Raw genomic sequence first — 16,832 nt, 5'->3', positions numbered from 1 at the left:
CAACCGAGGAGATGAATTCAGATGCGCGATGCGGTCATCTGTGAGCCACTGCGCAGTCCGGTAGGGCGCTACGGCGGCGTGTTCAAGGAGGTGCCCGTGGTGGATCTCGCCGCCGCGGTGCTGCGTGAATTGATGCGCCGTACCAGGATCGAGCCGTCCGAGGTCGACGACGTGCTGTTCGGTCAGTGCTATCCGAACGGCGAGGCTCCCGCCATCGGCCGGGTCGCCGCGCTGGACGCGGGCCTGCCGGTGACCGTGCCCGGCCTGCAACTGGACCGCCGCTGCGGGTCCGGGCTGCAAGCGGTGATCGACGCCGCGATGCGGATCCAGACCGGAGTCGCCGATCTGGTCGTCGCAGGCGGAGCCGAAAGTATGAGCCAGGCCGAGCATTACGCGTTGGGCCTGCGTTTCGGGCTGCGCGGCGACTCGACTCCGTTGTCCGATCGCATCGGCCGGGGTCGGGTCACCGCAGGCGGGAAGCACTATCCGGTGCCGGGCGGAATGCTCGAAACCGCCGAGAACCTGCGCGCGGAATACTCGATCACCAGGCAGGCGCAGGACGAGTTGGCGCTGAACTCGCACCGCCGCGCGCTGGCCGCACAACAGGACGGCCGATTCGGGGCCGAGATCGTGCCGATCACGGTGGCGACCCGCAAGGGCGAGAGCACCGTCGACCGGGACGAGCATCCGCGGGCCGACGTGAGTATGGAATCGCTGTCCGCGCTGAAACCTGTTCTTCTGAAAGCCGATCCGAAGGCCACGGTGACCGCGGGCAACGCCAGCGGACAAAACGACGGCGCCGCCGCGTGCCTCGTGACGACTCGGGAGAAGGCCGACGAACTCGGGCTGCGGCCGCTCGCGCGTCTGGTGACATGGGCGGTCGCAGGTGTCGAGCCCCATCGCATGGGCATCGGGCCGGTGCCGTCCTCGGAGCTCGCACTGGCCAGGGCCGGTCTTGCCATGAAGGACATCGATCTGATCGAACTCAACGAGGCGTTCGCGGCCCAGGCGCTCGCGTGCACCGCGGCCTGGAAGTTCACCGACACCGACTTCGACCGGCTCAATGTGAACGGTTCCGGTATCTCGCTGGGGCACCCGGTCGGGGCCACCGGCGTCCGGATACTGGCCACAATGCTGCGCGAACTGGACCGTCGCGAGCAGCGGTACGCGATGGAGACTATGTGCATCGGCGGGGGACAGGGCCTGACCGCGGTCTTCGAGCGGGTCGCGTGATCACCGTCGTCGCCGATGGCGGACAGCAGAGAAAAAGGCAATCATGAACGCCACACCTACGATCCCGGCCACACCCGATGACATCACCGCGAGTTGGTTGTCCACGGTTCTGAGTAGTCCGGACGCACCGGTGACCGTCACGGAGGTCGAGGTGGCCGAGGTGGGGACCGGGCAGACCGGCGCGACCTACCGGACCGTTGTCGAGTACGAGAACCGGCCACCCTCGCTGCCCGACAGCTTCGTGGTCAAATTGCCCTACCAGGACGAGGAGGTTCGCGCTCGCGTATCGCCGAGCTACCGCGCCGAGCATGCCTTCTACACCCAGGTCGCCCAGACCGTGCGAGCGCCGGTGCCGCATTGCTTCCACAGCGAGATCGCTTCGGAAGGAACTGAATTCGTTCTTCTGATGGAAGATCTCGCTCCCGCGGTGCAAGGCGACCAACTTGCCGGTTGCGGGGTCGACGACGCAGGTCTGGCTGTGGAGGCCCTCGCCGGACTCCACGGTCCGCGCTGGTGCGATCCGGAGTTGCTGCACTTCTCCGGTGTCACCATGCCGAAACCGGATGAGCAGCGAGCGGCCATGCTGGGGCGGGTGGCCACGATGGCCGCGGAGACGACCATCGAGAAGATCGGTGCGAATATATCCGCCGACGCCGAACGGACGTTGCGCGAGGCCGGTGCCTTGGTCGCCGACTGGCTCATGCTGGAGCCCGATCGCTATTGCCTGCTCCACGGAGACTTCCGCCTCGACAATCTGTTGTTCGGGTCAGGAAGCCGCCGCGTGACCGTCGTCGACTGGCAAACGGTGACGGTCGGGCTGCCCGCGCGCGATCTCGCCTACTTCGTGGCGACGGGGCTGCTCGCCGACATTCGTTCCGAGGTCGAGCGAGACCTCGTCGCCCGCTATCACACGGCATTGCTCACTCACGGGGTCTCCGGATACGCCGAAGCCCAGTGCTGGCAGGACTACCGGCTCGGTTTGCTCCAGATTCCCTTGGTCGTCAGCCTCGGCACCGCCTACTCGGCTTACACCGATCGGGGCGCCGAGATGATGGTGACCATGCTGGAACGTGGTACCCGAGCCATTCGCGAACTCGGCAGTCTCGACTTGATCCGCGATCTGTCCGGAGGGTAGATGCCGAACGGTACCCGCGGAGCTGTCGCAGGCCTGTGAGGGGACCGTCCCGGGGCTGCGGAGTGATGAGTCGTGTTCGCGGGGATGACATCTCGCTGCGCGCGAAGATCGACATAGCCGTTGCCAGCGCTGCATGATTTCGTGCATCGACTGCCTGAAAAGCGGCAGTCGCAATTGATCGTGAGGTGGCCCATGGGCGACGCCGTCCAGCGGCTGCGACACGAGGGCATCACCGGAGTGGCCACGTTGACCGACCTCATCGCCGAACTGGACCCGCCTCGGGTGGTGTGGCTGATGGTGCCCGCCGCGCTGACCCAAGCGGTGGTCGTGGAACTGGAGTCCCTGCTGTCCGCCGACGATATCGTGGTCGACGGCGGCAATTCCTATTATCGCGACGATATCGCGCGGGCGGAGCGGTTGGCCGGAAACGGTATCCACTATCTCGACGTCGGCACATCCGGCGGGGTGCACGGATTCGACCGAGGATTCTGCCTGATGATCGGCGGCGATGCCGAAGCCGTCGCCGTGCTGGATCCGATCTTCCTGGCGTTGGCGGCGGGCCCGGAATCGGTCACCCGCACGCCGGGCCGTGCCGGGGCGTTCGCTCAGGCCGAGTACGGTTACGTCCACTGCGGGGCCGCCGGTGCCGGGCACTTCGTCAAAATGGTGCACAACGGCGTCGAATACGGTCAGATGGCCGTGCTCGCCGAGGGAATGGCCATTCTGCGCAACGCGGATATCGGCGCGGTCGAGCGGTCGGCGAACGCGGAGACGGCCCCGCTGGCCGACGCGGAATTCTACCGATACGACTTCGACATCGCCTCGATTCTCGAGACGTGGCGACGCGGAAGCGTCATCAGCTCCTGGCTGCTGGATCTCACCGCCACCGCGGTCACTCGCAGTCCCGAACTCGGCGAATACTCCGGTCACGTCGCCGATTCCGGGGAGGGACGGTGGACGGTGCGCGCCGCGATCGACGAGGGAGTCCCCGCCCACGTCCTGGCCGCGGCGCTGTGGGAGCGGTTCGATTCCCGCGGCGGAGCGGAATACGCGAACAAGGCCCTTTCGGCGATGCGGAGTGAATTCGGCAGCCACAACGAAAGCGCGGCAAGGTGACCACCGAATCCCTTTCGGCATGGGCCGAACTCGAGCGACATCGCCGCGAGGTCGGCGGAACCCGGATTCGCGCACTGTTCGACGATCGTGCCGACCGCGCCGAGTCGATGACGGTCGAGTACGACGGTGTGGTCCTGGACTATTCGAAGAACATCGTGACCGCGCGCACCATGGATCTGCTCATTCGATTGGCTGAGCAGCGTCAACTCGCGAGTGGCATCGATGCCATGTTCGCGGGCGAGCCGATCAATGTCACAGAGGGGCGCGCGGTGCTGCACAGCGCGTTGCGGGCGCCGCCGCACGCGGTATTCGAGACCGGTGGCGGCAACGTCGTCCCGGAGGTCCATGCGGTGCTCCGCCGTATGGCGGACTTCGCGGATCGCGTCCGTTCCGGGCGGTGGCTCGGCGCGACGGGCGAGCCGATCCGGACCGTGATCAACATCGGGATCGGCGGTTCGGACATGGGCCCGGCCATGGCCTGTCAGGCCTTGCGCGAGTTCGGCGGAGTCGCTGTCGACGTACGGTTCGTCTCGAATGTGGACGGTCACGACCTCGCCCGCGCCATCGGTGATCTCGACCTCGCGACAACGTTGTTCATCGTCGCGTCCAAGACGTTCACGACCGTCGAAACCCTCACCAACGCGCGCGCGGCCAAACGGTGGCTGTTGTCATCCATCGCCGACTCCGCGGCGGTGGAACAACACTTCGTCGCGATTTCGACGAACAGCGCCGAGGTCGTGGCCTTCGGAATCGACCCGAACAATATGTTCGAGTTCTGGGACTGGGTCGGGGGCGCTACTCCGTGCACTCCGCGATCGGTTTGTCGCTGATGATCGCGATCGGACCCGCCTACTTCTCGGAGTTCCTCGCGGGCGCACACGCCATGGACAACCATTCCCGTACCGCGCCCCTGCGCCGCAATATCCCGGTGCTGCGGTCCTCCCTTACGATCAACGTCTCGCGCGCCTGCCGGCCTACCTCCAACAACTGGAGATGGAGAGCAATGGGAAATCAGCTGGCCGCGACGGCCGACCCGTCGCGGCCCGCACGGCGCCCATCATCTGGGGCGAACCCGGCACCAACGGACAACACGCGTTCTTTCAATTGCTGCACCAGGGCACCGATGTGGTGCCGTGCGACCTCATCGGCGTCCTCACCCCCGAACACGACCTCGGCGAGCACCATGACCTGCTGATGGCCAACCTCTTCGCGCAGTCGGAGGCCCTGGCATTCGGCAGGTCCGACTCCGTGGACGAATCCGGCGAGGTCGACCTGCACCGCTCCTTCCCGGGCGACCGGCCCAGCAACATGCTGCTCGTCTCGCGGCTGACCCCGTACACGCTCGGACAGCTGGTCGCCGTATACGAGCACAAGGTATTCACCCAGGGCTGGATCTGGCAGGTGAACTCGTTCGATCAGTGGGGCGTCGAACTGGGAAAGGTTCTGGCGTCGGAAATCCTGCGGGGAGATCCGAGCCGACGGCGAACCACGCCGTGACAGTTCGACCAACGCCCTCATCCGTCGTTATCGGCGAGATCGAAATATGCATCATCGGAAGGCTGGAATGTAATGCGGTTGAAGATTGGCTACAAAGCATCAGCCGAACAGTTCGGTCCGCGTGAGTTGGTCGAATTCGCTGTGCGCGTGGAGGAGTTGGGATTCGACAGCGTCTTCGCCTCCGATCACTTCCTGCCGTGGCGGCATCGGGGTGGCCACGCGCCCTTCGCGCCCGCGTGGATGGCCGCGGTCATCGAGCGGACTCGTCGCTTGCAGGTCGGAACGAGCGTGCTGACCCCGACATTCCGATACAACCCCGCGGTTCTCGCACAGGCCTTCGCGACGATGTCGCTGTTGTCGGAGGGGCGCGTGATACTCGGCGTCGGCACCGGCGAAGCGCTCAACGAGACCGCCGTGTCCGGCCGCCCCTGGCCCGAGTTCGGACAACGGTTCGCCCGCCTGCGCGAAGCGGTCACCCTCATGCGGAAACTGTGGACCGAATCCGACGTCTCCTTCGACGGCGACTTCTACACCACCGTCAACGCCAACATCTACGATCGCCCCGACGAGCCGGTCCCCGTCTACGTGGCGGCGGGCGGCCCGGTGGTCGCCAAGTACGCGGGTCGCGTCGGTGACGGGTTCATCTGCACGTCCGGCAAAGGCATGCCGCTGTACAACGAGAAGCTGCTCCCGGCCCTCGCCGCGGGGGCAGCGCTCGCCGAACGCGATGTCGACGCGATCGACAAGATGATCGAGATCAAACTCTCCTACGATCGCGACGCCGGGAAGGCGTTGGAGAACGTCCGCTTCTGGGCTCCGCTGTCGTTGACGCCGGAACAGAAGCACAGCGTCGGTTCCGCGCTCGAGATGGGAGAACTCGCGGACCGGCTCCCGATAGATCAGATGGCCGAACGCTGGATCGTCGCGTCGGACCCGGAGGAGGCGGTCGCGGGCATCGGGCAGTACCTCGACGCGGGTTTCAACCACCTGGTCTTCCACGGACCCGGCCACGATCAGGAACGGTTCCTGTGGCAGTTCGCGGAGGATATCCTGCCGAAACTGCGTGCTCGCGGCGCGCGGACGGTTCCGCGCGTTCCGTCCGAAACAGTTGACAGCACAACGGGTTAGCGTTCCCGCGCGATAGTCTCGCGCTGGTGCGAGTGGTCACAGATTCCGCGCTGTCTTCAGCTCGGCGAGGATCTCCTCGGTGTGTTCGCCGAGTCCTGGAGCGACGGACCGGGGAGTCCAGGGGGTGCCGTCGAAGTCCACGGGCGTGGCGATCATCGGGAGGGTGCCGTCGTCATCGGGGACAGAGACGACGCCTCCGCCGGAGTGGAATTGCTCATCGGCGAGGACGTCCTCGATCGTGTTGATCGGCGACCAGAAGATCTCCGGTTCCGCGTCGAAGATCCGCGCCCATGCGTCGAGGGGCTTGGTCGCGAAGATTTCGTCCAGTTCCGCGATCAGCTCGGTGGCGTTGCGGGCGCGCGAAGCGGCGTCGCTGTAGCGCTCATCGCCTTGCCAGTCAGGGTGTTCGACCGCCCGGCACAAAGCGGGCCAGTGGCGGTCGGACTCGAGACCGACGAGCCAGAAGTGGCGACCGTCGCCGGTCGCGTAGTTGTTCATCAGCGGGTTGCGCATCGTGTCGCGTTGTCCGATGGCGATGGGCTGGCCGGTCAGCAGAAACATGTTGAGATCGAAACTGACGGTGTACGCGCCGGTTCGGTAGAGCGAGGTGCTGACCAGCTGTCCCGCGCCGGTCTTCTCGCGCGCGTACAGCGCGGCGCATATCCCGGCCGCCAAGTTCATTCCGGCGAGATGGTCTCCCATTCCGCTGCGCTGGAACGGCGGTGGTGACCCAGGACCGCTCAGCAACGAAGCGATACCCGATCGGGCCCAGTACGCTGCGACGTCATAGGCGGCCTTGTCGGCGTCGGGCCCGGCGGTGCCGTATCCGGTGAGCAGCCCGTAGATCAGCCGGGGGTGCTGCGCGGAAACGGTCTCGTAGTCCAACCCGAGGCGCTGCAGAGCCGCCGGCCGGACGTTGGTGAGGAAGACGTCGGCCGCCGCGATCAGGTCGAGGGCGACTGCGCGACCCTCCTGGGCCCTGAGGTCGAGGATGATACTGCGCTTCGAGCGGTTGTCCATCTCGAATGCCGGGTTGAGGTCCACATCGCTGCCGAACATCCTGCTGAATGTGCGCGCCGGATCACCTCGTGGAGGTTCGATCTTGATGACGTCCGCGCCCCAGTCGGCGAGTATGCCGCCCGCGGCAGGCCCCGCCACCCACACGCCGAGTTCGACTACGTTGATTCCGTCTACGGGGCCTGCCATGGGCCAACTCCTGTCGTGAGTTCGGTGCGTGCACACCGGGAAGAGCACAAACTGCAAGGATGCTTTAGATCGTTCAGGCGTATCGAAGGAGAGAACTGTGGCCGAGTCCGAGACACGCAACCACCGGGCGACCTGGGATATCCAGGCTCCGCCGCTGGAGCCGCGTGACCGGATCATCGCGGCAGCGTCGCGGTGCCTGGCCGCCGTAGGGTTGGAGCGAACCTCGATCAGTGCGATCGCGCGTGAAGCGCGTATGTCTCGCCAGACCGTCTACAACCATTTCGAGACCAAGCAGGAAATCGTCCAAGAGGCCCTGACGATGGCGGCGTCCGCCGCCGCCGAACGAATCATCGCGGCGGCGAGGATGAATACGTCCGCGGCCGGCTTCGTGGTGGAGCTGTGCCTTTCCGCGCTTCGCGAGTACTCTCTCAACCCGGCGATTTCGCCCGTCATCTCGTTCGTTCAAGGCGATGAGGTCCGCAGGCGGATTCTGAGTCCCCACGGATTGGCCACCGCCCGTCATTTCGTCGAGCCTGTCCTGTCGTATGTGCCCGAACGGGAGCATGATCTCGACGAGATGACCGAGACTCTGCTGCGCTTCGTGCTCTCCTTGCTGACGCTGGAGAGCGGCGTCACCCGCTCGCAGGATGCTCTGCGGAGCTATCTGCACCGTGTTCTGGTACCGGCGCTGGGGCTCGAACCCGATCCGGCATACGACGGCACCTGACGCCGTCCGGGGCGTTGTGAACCCGCGCCGCCGCTGAGCAGCCCCCGACCCGCCGGTCCGCGTCTGTCCAGCGATACCGGCGTCCCGTTCGGCTGCCGCGCACATTGTCGCATCGTTGCACCGGAGCAATCGCGAGTCAACTATGGACAAATTGAGTCAAAAGTGTCAACGTGTCTGTGGATCTGCCGTACCGGGTGTTATGCGCCTGGAGGATGCGCGGCCGCGGTAAGTCACCGGTAACGGCCCCCGCAGCGCATCACGGCGCCATTGGCGATATCTGAATGTCCACGTAGGGATTCAAGGAATACATGAAAGTCCAGATTGATCAGCACCGATGCCGTGGACACGCCCGCTGTCTCGATATCGCGGCGGAAGCCTTCGACTTCCTCGATGACGAGGATCGGGCGGTCGTGGTCGACGCGGGCGTCGGTCGCACCGATGTCGAACTGTTGCGGGAAGCGCAACAAGCATGTCCAGAACAGGCGATTTCTGTCGAAGGCGACAGCACGACCGATGAATACGAAAGGCCGAGATGACCACGTCACGTTCGAGGGACTACGTTCTTTCCGACATCGATCACCACGCCGACTACTTCGTGGAGCACAACTACGAGATCTACGAGGAACTCCGTGCGGAGTGTCCGATCGCGCATTCCACGGCGCACGATGGCTTCTACATCTTTCTGGACTACGACACGGTGTATTCCGCTGACCATGATGTCGAAACCTTCAGCAGCGCTCCCGGCCGCAACGTACCCGCCGGAGACACGCCGCCGCAGTTCGTCCCCCTGGACAGCGACCCGCCGCTGCACACGCAGTACCGCCGGATCGGGGTTCCGTACTTCTCGCCGAAACTGGCCAAACAGGACGAGCCGTACTTCCGCAGCGTCGCAACGGAACTCATCGACGAGTTCATCGAGAGCGGCGAGGCGGATATCGTCGGTCAGCTGACCACACCGCTGCCGGCCATCTGGATTTTGAAGATGCTCGGATTCGACGAGACGCGCTGGGCCGACTGGGTCGGCTGGGTCCACACGATGATCCACGACCGTCACTCCGAACACGCGCTGGCGGCTCGGGACAACGTGGTGAAGACAGTCTTCGAGGAGATCAACCTTCGTCGTACCGAGGGCTTTCGCGACGATCTGCTCAGTGTGATCATGCAGGGTCGAGTCGACGGCGAACCACTGCCCGATCATTTGATCTTCACCTACGCCCACCTGATGCTGATCGGTGGAATGGATACCACCAGCGGGCTGACCGGCAACGCGCTGGTTCAGCTCATCCGCCAGCCGGAGTTGCGCGAGCGTCTCATCCGGGAGCCGTCGATCCTGCCCCAGGCCACCGAGGAATTCCTTCGGCACGATACGCCCGCGCAGACGCAGGGCCGCACGGTGACGAAGGATTGCGTGTACAAGGGCCAGGAGTTCAAGGCCGGTGACAAGGTTCTGCTGTCCCATGCGGCGGCCAACCGCGACCCCAAGGTGTTTCCCGATCCCGACAAGATCGACTTCGACCGGAAACCGAACCGGCACATCGCGTTCGGAGTCGGGCCGCACCGCTGCCTCGGCTCCCATCACGCGAAGGTCATGTTCGAGGTGATGATCTCGGAGATCTTGAGCCGGTTGCCGGACTTCACCCTCGCCGGTGACATCGAATACTTCCCGGACGGCGGCGATGTCTGGGCCGTGCGGCGACTGCCGATCCGGTTCACCCCCGGCCCGCGTTCACGATAACGATAAAGGACAAGACGTAAATGACGGATTCCGATGAGGTGCGACCGTTCCCACGTCGCTTCGTGGGGCGTGGCGTTCTGGTCACCGGCGGTGGCTCGGGCCTCGGTCTGGCGTGCGCGAAACGTCTTGTCGCCGAAGGCGCGATCGTCACACTGTGCGGCCGTGACGAGGCCCGGCTCAAAGAAGCCGCGGTTCTTCTCGGCCAGGGCGTGCACACCGCTCGGTGCGATGTGACCGACGAGGATTCGGTCGCCGAAGCGGTCGAGGCGGCACGCGGCAACGCCGGGCGGTTGGATCACGCCGTGGTGAACGCGGGCTCCGGCGGCGCCGGCCCCGTGCTCACCACGGACAAGCGGAATTGGGACGCGGTCATCGCCACCAATCTCACCGGTTCGATGCTCACCATCAAACACGCGGGCCGGGCGATCGCCGAATCCGACGGCGGCTCCATCGTCGCGATCTCGTCCATCGCCGGGATCTTGAGTCATCGATTCATGGTTGCCTACAACGCCTCGAAAGCCGGATTGGAGATGCTGGTGCGAACGGCGGCCGACGAGATGGGCGTCATCAACGTGCGAGTCAACGCCGTTCGGCCCGGCATCGTGCCCACCGACGCGACCGATGTGTTGATGAAGATCGAATCGGTCAAACAGGACTACCTCGACAAGATGCCGCTGAGCCGCATCGGCACCGGGGAAGACGTGGCATCCGCCACCGCGTTCCTGCTGTCGGACGAATCGGCGTGGATCACCGGCGAGATCCTCAATGTCGACGGTGGCCACCACCTGCGTGGCGGGCCGAACATCGACGGAGTCCTCGCATTGGGTACAAGCCGAGAGTTCATCGCCTCGGCCGGACTGCATCAAGGAGAGACTGTATGAAGACCAGGGCGGCACTGCTGACCGGTGTGGGTGAACGATGGATCGTCGATGACATCGAACTCGGCGAACTCGGTCCTCAGGATGTGATGATCGAGATCAAAGCGGCCGGTCTGTGCCACTCCGATGAGCACATGTCCTCCGGGGACATGGTGATTCCCGAGAAGACCCGGTTGGCGTTGGGGCTGCCGTCGCAGTTTCCGCTCATCGGCGGCCACGAGGGCGCCGGGGTGGTGGTCGAAGTGGGTTCCTCGGTCCAGCGATTCGCGGTCGGCGATCACGTGGTGACGAGCTTCATGCCCGCCTGTGGCATGTGTCCATCGTGTGTCGACGGGCGTCAGTATCTGTGCGACCTGGGCGCCAGCCTGCTGCAGAAGTCCGAGATTGCCAAGCATACGTGGCGCGGTGAGCAGACGAACGTCTATTCCAATCTGGGAACGTTCGCCGAATACGCTCTCGTGCACGAGTACTCCTTGATCAAGGTCGATCCTGAACTCCCGTTCGAGATCGCGGCGCTGTTGTCGTGCGGTGTCCCGACGGGATGGGGTGCGGCAGTGGTTCGAGCCGGAACTCGACCGGGCGACGTCGTCGCGGTGGTCGGTATCGGCGGTATCGGCATCAACGCGGTTCAGGGCGCGGCCGCGGCCGGGGCGCGAGTGATCGTGGCCATCGATCCGGTGGAGATGAAACAGAAGAAGGCCCTCGAATTCGGTGCCACCCACACCGCGGGATCGGTGGACGAGGCGCGCCCCCTGATTCAAGAACTTTCCCGCGGCAGGCTGTGCGATCGGGTGATCGTGGCGCCCAGCGTTCTCTACGGCGACATTCTCAGCGGAGCGATGTCGATCACGGGGAAAGGGTCGACGTGCGTGGCGGTCGGGGTAGCGCCGTTCAGTCAGACCGAAATCCCCATGGCACTGCACGATCTGGTGCTGTGGAGCAAGGAACTCAAAGGGACGATCTTCGGCTCGATGAATCCACGCACCGCTATCCCCAACCTGGCCGCTCTCTACGCGAGCGGGCAGTTGAAGCTCCAGGAACTCATCACACGGCGCTATCCGCTCGATGAGGTCAACAACGGCTACGACGACCTGCGCAACGGAGAGATCCTGCGCGGCGTCATCACGACCTGATACCACCTGTTCGGAGGCTGACGTGAGCACCACCACGCAAGTTCCCATCGATCTGTGGAGTTCGGCGTCCTTCGACGCCGGGCACCCCGTCGAGCAGTACCACTGGCTGCTGGACAACGCACCGGTGTACTGGCACGACGAACCGGACGGCCGAGGATTCTGGGCCGTCACCAAGGCGGAGCTCGTCAGATACGCCAGCCGCCTACCGGAGGTGTTCGCCAACCGAAACGGCATGACGATGTACGACCTCGACCCCGAGTCGCTGGTCAGGCTGCGGCGGATGATCATGTTCATGGATCCGCCGGAGCACGCCAAATGGCGCAGGTTGGTCGCCAACGAATTCACCCCTCGGGGGGCGGGACGCTGGGCACCTTTCATCGATGACCTGGTCGAGGACATTCTCGACGAGGTCAGCGAAACCGGTGAGTGCGAACTGATGACTCAGGTGGCCGGGCTGTTGCCGTCCTACGTCGTCGCCGAGCTGCTCGGGGTCTCCCGCGCGGACGGTGTCCGCCTCTACGAGTTGACCGAGATCATGCACTCGGCGCTGGATGCGGTGACGAACGAGCAGCGCCAAGGCGCCCAGGTCGAGATGATGAAGTTCTGCACCGAACTGCACGCCGCGAAGCTCGACCACCCCGACGAGACGCTGGCAAGCCGAATCGCCCACGCTGAACTGGACGATACTCGGATAGACGTCATGGACTTCAACATGTTCATCCTGCTGCTCATCAACGGCGGCGGGGACACCGTGCGCAATTGTGTGGGCAGTGCGGTCTTGTCGTTGCTCGACGATCCGCGCGCGATGAGTCACCTGCGCGCCGAGAGCGAGGAGCTCAGGTCGACATCGACCGAGGAGTTCCTGCGCTTCCAGAGCCCGGCGATCTTTCAGCGGCGCACCGCGACTCAGAACACCCGGCTGGGCGATGTCGACATCGCCGAGGGCGACAAGGTATTGCTCTACTACGGTGCCGCCAATCGCGACCCGTCGGTGTTCGCCAACCCCGATGAACTTGTGTTGGACCGAGATCCCAATCCCCACATGGCTTTCGGTGGGCATGGGCCGCACTACTGCCTCGGGGCTCATATCGCCAGGTTGGAAATCTCGGCCATGATGGGACGTCTCGTCACCCGACTGCCGGACTTGCGGTTGGCGGGCGAACCCACCTGGCTGGCATCGAACTTCATCTCGGGACCCACCTACGTGCCGGTGGAGTTCACCCCCACTCCGCGCGTTCGCAACGGCGAGCCCCGGTGAGTATCGCCAATAGGAACTGTCGTTATCGGAGGAAAATTGCCTGAGCAGGTCGTATCCAAGCGGCGCGATGTCGAGGAACTGGACCGGGCGCTGCATCCCTGGCTGGCACAGCGATTTCCCGGCCGGCAGTTGGAGGACCTGGACGTCGCCGCGCCGAGTGGCCACGGATTCTCCAACGACACCATCATGGTCGAGGCCACCGTCGACGCGACGAACGTGCCGCTCGTCGTCCAGGCGGCGCCCCGAGGTCCGGGATTGTTCCCCGAGTACCCGATCGACCGGATGGCGGCGATCCAACGCGACCTGCGTGACCATTCCGATGTGCCGGTCGCGAATGTTCGCTGGTTCGAGGCCGACACGTCGGTCCTCGGCGCGCCCTTCTATGTGATGGACAGGATCGACGGGCTCGTGCCCGACGAATCCCCCCTGTCCTATCACTCGACCGGTTGGGTGTTCGACGCCACCGTGGAACAGCGGCGGCGGATGTGGCTGTCGAATCTCGAGGCGATGGGCCGACTGCACCGCCTCGAGGTGGCCACCCACTTCCCCTATTTGACGACGACCCGCTGGGGCATGCCGCTCGATGCCGATCCCGCGGCGCAACGCGTCCGGCAGTGGCGCGAGTTCACCGTGTGGGCGTCGGAGACCGGTCCGCCGCCGCGACAGCTGATGGACGCGTGGGACATCCTCGCGAAGACGTTGCCGCCTCGGCCCGAGAGTCTGTCCATCTGCTGGGGCGACTCCAAATTGGGCAACATCATGTTCCGCGACTTCGAAGTCGTGGCGCTGCTCGACTGGGAGCTCTGCGGTGTGAGTGCCGCCGAGGAGGATCTCCTCGGTCAACTCGCCGTCGATGCGGTTCTGGCGGGCGTCGATTCCTCCGTGTCGCGGATCGACGGCTTCCTGTCGCACGAGGAGACGCTCGCGGCCTACCCGGAGATCCTGCGACGCGGGCTCGTCGGCACCGAATGGTGGTATCTGTTCTCGCTGGCGAAGATGGCGGCCCAGATACATCGGCTGCTGGTGCAGTCGAAGCAGCAGGGCAAGATACCCGGCGGCGTCGATATCGCCGCCGTCAACATCGCCTTGCCACATCTGCGCGAAGCGCTCGGAGCCTAGGCGCACCGCGGCGCCGCGAATACATTGAGGAGTATCTTGTGCCTGATGACGCCATGATCGAGAAACTGAAGTCATTCGGTTCGAAGTTCGTCGCCGACGACGGTTTTCACGTACCGAAGACTCTGGACTATTTCTGGACCGAGACGAGTTGGTTCGCACTCGTCATCCCGGACCGCAAGATCACGATCCAGTTATATCCGTTCTTCCAGCCCAATCTCGGCGTCTGCTCGGCCGGGGTGTACATCTGGGACGACACCGGCGACCAGTGGTGGAACTGTCTGTATTACAAGAACTTCTGGCACCTGCCGTTCCCCAGCCAACCGCTCACCGACGTGCGGCTACCGAACGGAATCCGCTACAAGACGCTCGAATCGCTGCACAAATACGAGATCGGCTTCGACTGCCCGGATGGCGGCGACGTGCACCTCGACGTGGTCTGGGAAGCTATCGTGCCCCCGAATGTGGCCGCGACGAAGACACACATGGACCAGCCCGGGCGCATCCGAGGGACCCTGGTCCTGAATGGTGAGACCATCGAAGTCGACGGAGTCGGTTTCCGTGATCGGACATGGTCGGCGCGTACGCAGTTCGGACAGGGAGTCGGCCCGTTCGACTCGATGGGTTACACGTGGGGAACGTCGCGAACCTCCGATGACGGGTTCTTCGTGTTGTCCGGCAACGTCGACGACCATTTCCTCGACTATCGCTTGCTGGACGGAATCCTCTACCGCGACGGTGAATCCGCGAAACTGAGTGAAGCGCGACGGACCATTGTCGAACGTGATCCTACCGATGGGCATCCGCTGTCGCTCACGATCGATCTGGTCGATGTGAAGGGCCGCACCGCGCACATCGAAGGTACGAACGTCAACAGCTTCTGCGCGAATCTCTATCCCAATCTGTTGGTGTGGGAATGCCAGACCCGGTGGACGATGGACGGTATCGATCTCGTGGGCGAAGACGAGGACAACTGGGGTGTCCACCCGTTCCGGCGGTTCATCCGTGAGTGGAGCAAGCGATGACGACCGCTGCGAGTTCGGACGCCCGCCCGGCGGTGGTCCCGGTCGTGAATTACTTTGTGCCGGAAGCTTCGTCGCCCCATTTGCTGGCGTGGGTGTGTGACAGCTGTGACGCACGCTATCTGGAACGCCGCAACGGCTGCGGTCGTTGCGGCGGCACTGCCTTCGGCCGCCTGGCGGTATCGGGTTCGGGAACCGTGAAGACCTACACTGTGGTGTGGCGAAACGCGCCGAACGTCACGACTCCGTTCGTGTCCTGCGTCGTCGATCTCGGTGGGGGATTGTTGGTCAAGAGCAATCTCGTCGGTATCGACCCGGCATCCGTCAATCCTGATGTCTTGGATAAATCGGTAGAACTTGCCGCGACGGAACTGGGGACCGATGCGGCAGGGACGGTCGCGCATACCTTCGTATTCAGACTCACGAACGAGGCGACTCGATGACGGTAGGCATATGGGTTCTCGGTGTCGCGATGACGAACTTCGGCCGATTCCCGGACCGAGACGATGTCGATCTGGCATTCGAAGCGTGCTCCGGAGCGCTGGCCGATGCGGACATCGCCATGAGTCAGGTCGAGATTCTGGCAGCGGGATCGACCATGAACCGCACAGGTATCGGGCAGGAGGTCCAGAAGCAGCTCGGCCAGTACGGTATTCCGGTCTACAACGTCACGAACGCGTGCGCTACCGGGGCGACGGCGTTGAGGACCGTCTGCGTGGCGCTGGCTGCCGGTGAGGCGGAGGTCGGCCTGGCCGTCGGCGCCGAGCAGATGGGCAAGAAGGGCTTGCTCGGGATGACGTCGCGTTGGCCCGACACCTACACAGCGCAGGGGCGCTCGGGTGCCGTCGCGGCCACCGAAGGTGTTCTGGGTACCAATCTGATGCCCGCGCTGTTCTCGCACGCGGCAATGGATTACGTTCGGCGCTACCCGAACACCGGGGAAGAGGTATTCGCCGAGATCGCCGAGAAGAACCACGCGAACTCGGTGAACAATCCGTTCGCGATGTACCAGAAGGCGTACACCCTGGACGAGATCCTCGCGTCTCCTGTCGTGACGAGCCCCAACACGGTTCTCATGTGCGGACCGACCTGCGACGGCGCGGCGGCCGCTGTCGTCGTGACCGACGACTTCCTGCGCCGACTGGGTCCCGCGGCACGCGCGCGTGCGGTTCGGATCGCGGCGTCGATCCTGACCTCCGATCCGTGGTCCGAAGGTTCGGAAGTCGTGCCCGACCTCAACACCCTGAGCGCTCTTGCCGCGAAGCGAGCCTACTTGCAAGCGGGGGTCGGCCCCGGCGATCTCGATCTGGTCGAGTTGCATGATTGTTTCGCCACCGCGGAGCTCCTGCATTACGAGAACCTTCAACTGTGCGGGCCCGGCGAGGCAGCCGACTTCTTCCATTCCGGCGCAACGCGGCGTGACGGACGCATTCCGGTCAATCCGTCGGGCGGACTGGTGTCCAAGGGGCACCCACTCGGTGCGACGGGGCTGGCCAATATCTTCGAGGTCACGACTCATCTTCGAGGTGAAGCAGGTGACCGTCAGATCGATGGCGCCCGTCGCGGTATGACACATGTCGTCGGCCTCGGCTCGTCCTGTGCGGTGCACATCCTCGACCGGCCGACGGATGCCTGACGAGTCGCTTTG

14 protein-coding genes and 1 pseudogene are annotated in these 16,832 nt (G+C 64.5%); 14 read left to right on the top strand and 1 reads right to left on the bottom strand.

The features are described from left to right. Window positions 1-21: 21 nt before the first annotated feature. The 5 genes and pseudogenes from OG225_RS17650 (at window position 22) to fgd (ending at window position 6,109) form a co-directional block, all read left to right on the top strand. Complete coding sequence (locus OG225_RS17650) at window positions 22-1,233, top strand: acetyl-CoA C-acetyltransferase (RefSeq protein WP_405182660.1); 1,212 nt, start codon at window positions 22-24, stop codon at window positions 1,231-1,233. Window positions 1,234-1,276: 43 nt separating this feature from the next. Beyond that, window positions 1,277-2,368, top strand: a complete 1,092-nt coding sequence (locus tag OG225_RS17645) for a phosphotransferase family protein (protein WP_405182659.1) — start codon at window positions 1,277-1,279, stop codon at window positions 2,366-2,368. Between the two features lie 141 nt (window positions 2,369-2,509). Next, the gene (gene gnd, locus OG225_RS17640; RefSeq protein WP_405182658.1) at window positions 2,510-3,484 is read left to right on the top strand and encodes a phosphogluconate dehydrogenase (NAD(+)-dependent, decarboxylating); all 975 of its coding nucleotides are present in this window, start codon (window positions 2,510-2,512) and stop codon (window positions 3,482-3,484) included. Further along, window positions 3,481-5,054, top strand: a pseudogene (pgi, locus tag OG225_RS17635) (glucose-6-phosphate isomerase). Before gnd ends, pgi begins: the two are co-directional and overlap by 4 nt. Beyond that, window positions 5,054-6,109: a glucose-6-phosphate dehydrogenase (coenzyme-F420) gene (fgd, locus tag OG225_RS17630; protein WP_405182657.1), complete on the top strand. Its 1,056-nt coding sequence runs from the start codon at window positions 5,054-5,056 to the stop codon at window positions 6,107-6,109. The pseudogene pgi and the gene fgd overlap by 1 nt, the downstream one beginning before the upstream one ends. A gap of 36 nt (window positions 6,110-6,145) precedes the next feature. Here fgd and OG225_RS17625 read toward each other — a convergent pair whose 3' ends face one another. After that, a complete protein-coding gene (locus OG225_RS17625; protein ID WP_405182656.1) occupies window positions 6,146-7,315 on the bottom strand; it encodes a CaiB/BaiF CoA transferase family protein in 1,170 nt (389 codons plus the stop codon). Window positions 7,316-7,412: 97 nt separating this feature from the next. On the opposite strand from OG225_RS17625, the gene OG225_RS17620 reads away from it, so the two are divergent. From OG225_RS17620 to OG225_RS17580, 9 genes are all read left to right on the top strand, one after another. Further along, on the top strand, window positions 7,413-8,042 hold the full coding sequence (locus tag OG225_RS17620; RefSeq protein ID WP_405182655.1) for a TetR/AcrR family transcriptional regulator: 630 nt from the start codon (window positions 7,413-7,415) through the stop codon (window positions 8,040-8,042). A gap of 308 nt (window positions 8,043-8,350) precedes the next feature. Next, complete coding sequence (locus OG225_RS17615; RefSeq protein ID WP_405182654.1) at window positions 8,351-8,578, top strand: ferredoxin; 228 nt, start codon at window positions 8,351-8,353, stop codon at window positions 8,576-8,578. After that, window positions 8,575-9,777, top strand: a complete 1,203-nt coding sequence (locus OG225_RS17610; RefSeq protein ID WP_405182653.1) for a cytochrome P450 — start codon at window positions 8,575-8,577, stop codon at window positions 9,775-9,777. Before OG225_RS17615 ends, OG225_RS17610 begins: the two co-directional genes overlap by 4 nt. Window positions 9,778-9,797: 20 nt before the next feature. Continuing rightward, window positions 9,798-10,658, top strand: coding sequence for an SDR family NAD(P)-dependent oxidoreductase (locus OG225_RS17605; RefSeq protein WP_405182652.1), 861 nt, complete (start codon window positions 9,798-9,800; stop codon window positions 10,656-10,658). Continuing rightward, complete coding sequence (locus tag OG225_RS17600) at window positions 10,655-11,788, top strand: NDMA-dependent alcohol dehydrogenase (protein ID WP_405182651.1); 1,134 nt, start codon at window positions 10,655-10,657, stop codon at window positions 11,786-11,788. Before OG225_RS17605 ends, OG225_RS17600 begins: the two co-directional genes overlap by 4 nt. 22 nt (window positions 11,789-11,810) lie before the next feature. After that, complete coding sequence (locus OG225_RS17595) at window positions 11,811-13,046, top strand: cytochrome P450 (RefSeq protein WP_405182650.1); 1,236 nt, start codon at window positions 11,811-11,813, stop codon at window positions 13,044-13,046. A gap of 36 nt (window positions 13,047-13,082) precedes the next feature. After that, entirely contained in the window at window positions 13,083-14,165 is a 1,083-nt protein-coding gene (locus tag OG225_RS17590; RefSeq protein WP_405182649.1) for a phosphotransferase family protein, read from the top strand. Window positions 14,166-15,183: 1,018 nt separating this feature from the next. Next, window positions 15,184-15,627 (top strand): Zn-ribbon domain-containing OB-fold protein, encoded by a 444-nt coding sequence (locus OG225_RS17585; RefSeq protein WP_405182648.1) that lies wholly within the window; start codon window positions 15,184-15,186, stop codon window positions 15,625-15,627. Beyond that, a complete protein-coding gene (locus OG225_RS17580) occupies window positions 15,624-16,820 on the top strand; it encodes a thiolase C-terminal domain-containing protein (RefSeq protein ID WP_405182647.1) in 1,197 nt (398 codons plus the stop codon). The genes OG225_RS17585 and OG225_RS17580 overlap by 4 nt, the downstream gene beginning before the upstream one ends. Window positions 16,821-16,832 lie beyond the last annotated feature (12 nt).

The organism is Nocardia sp. NBC_01377 (assembly GCF_045040005.1).
Lineage (GTDB): Bacteria > Actinomycetota > Actinomycetes > Mycobacteriales > Mycobacteriaceae > Nocardia > Nocardia noduli.
The sequence above is the reverse complement of the archived record's forward strand: the minus strand, read 5'-3'. Positions and strand labels throughout refer to the sequence as shown.

What these genes read in the sequence shown, in the direction of transcription:
- OG225_RS17610 (WP_405182653.1), top strand. Translation starts at nt 8,575, where the DNA reads ATGACCACGTCACGTTCGAGGGACTACGTTCTTTCCGACATCGATCAC.
- fgd (WP_405182657.1), top strand. Translation starts at nt 5,054, where the DNA reads ATGCGGTTGAAGATTGGCTACAAAGCATCAGCCGAACAGTTCGGTCCG.
- OG225_RS17625 (WP_405182656.1), bottom strand. Translation starts at nt 7,315, where the DNA reads ATGGCAGGCCCCGTAGACGGAATCAACGTAGTCGAACTCGGCGTGTGG.
- OG225_RS17615 (WP_405182654.1), top strand. Translation starts at nt 8,351, where the DNA reads ATGAAAGTCCAGATTGATCAGCACCGATGCCGTGGACACGCCCGCTGT.
- OG225_RS17650 (WP_405182660.1), top strand. Translation starts at nt 22, where the DNA reads ATGCGCGATGCGGTCATCTGTGAGCCACTGCGCAGTCCGGTAGGGCGC.
- OG225_RS17605 (WP_405182652.1), top strand. Translation starts at nt 9,798, where the DNA reads ATGACGGATTCCGATGAGGTGCGACCGTTCCCACGTCGCTTCGTGGGG.
- OG225_RS17580 (WP_405182647.1), top strand. Translation starts at nt 15,624, where the DNA reads ATGACGGTAGGCATATGGGTTCTCGGTGTCGCGATGACGAACTTCGGC.
- OG225_RS17600 (WP_405182651.1), top strand. Translation starts at nt 10,655, where the DNA reads ATGAAGACCAGGGCGGCACTGCTGACCGGTGTGGGTGAACGATGGATC.
- OG225_RS17585 (WP_405182648.1), top strand. Translation starts at nt 15,184, where the DNA reads ATGACGACCGCTGCGAGTTCGGACGCCCGCCCGGCGGTGGTCCCGGTC.
- OG225_RS17645 (WP_405182659.1), top strand. Translation starts at nt 1,277, where the DNA reads ATGAACGCCACACCTACGATCCCGGCCACACCCGATGACATCACCGCG.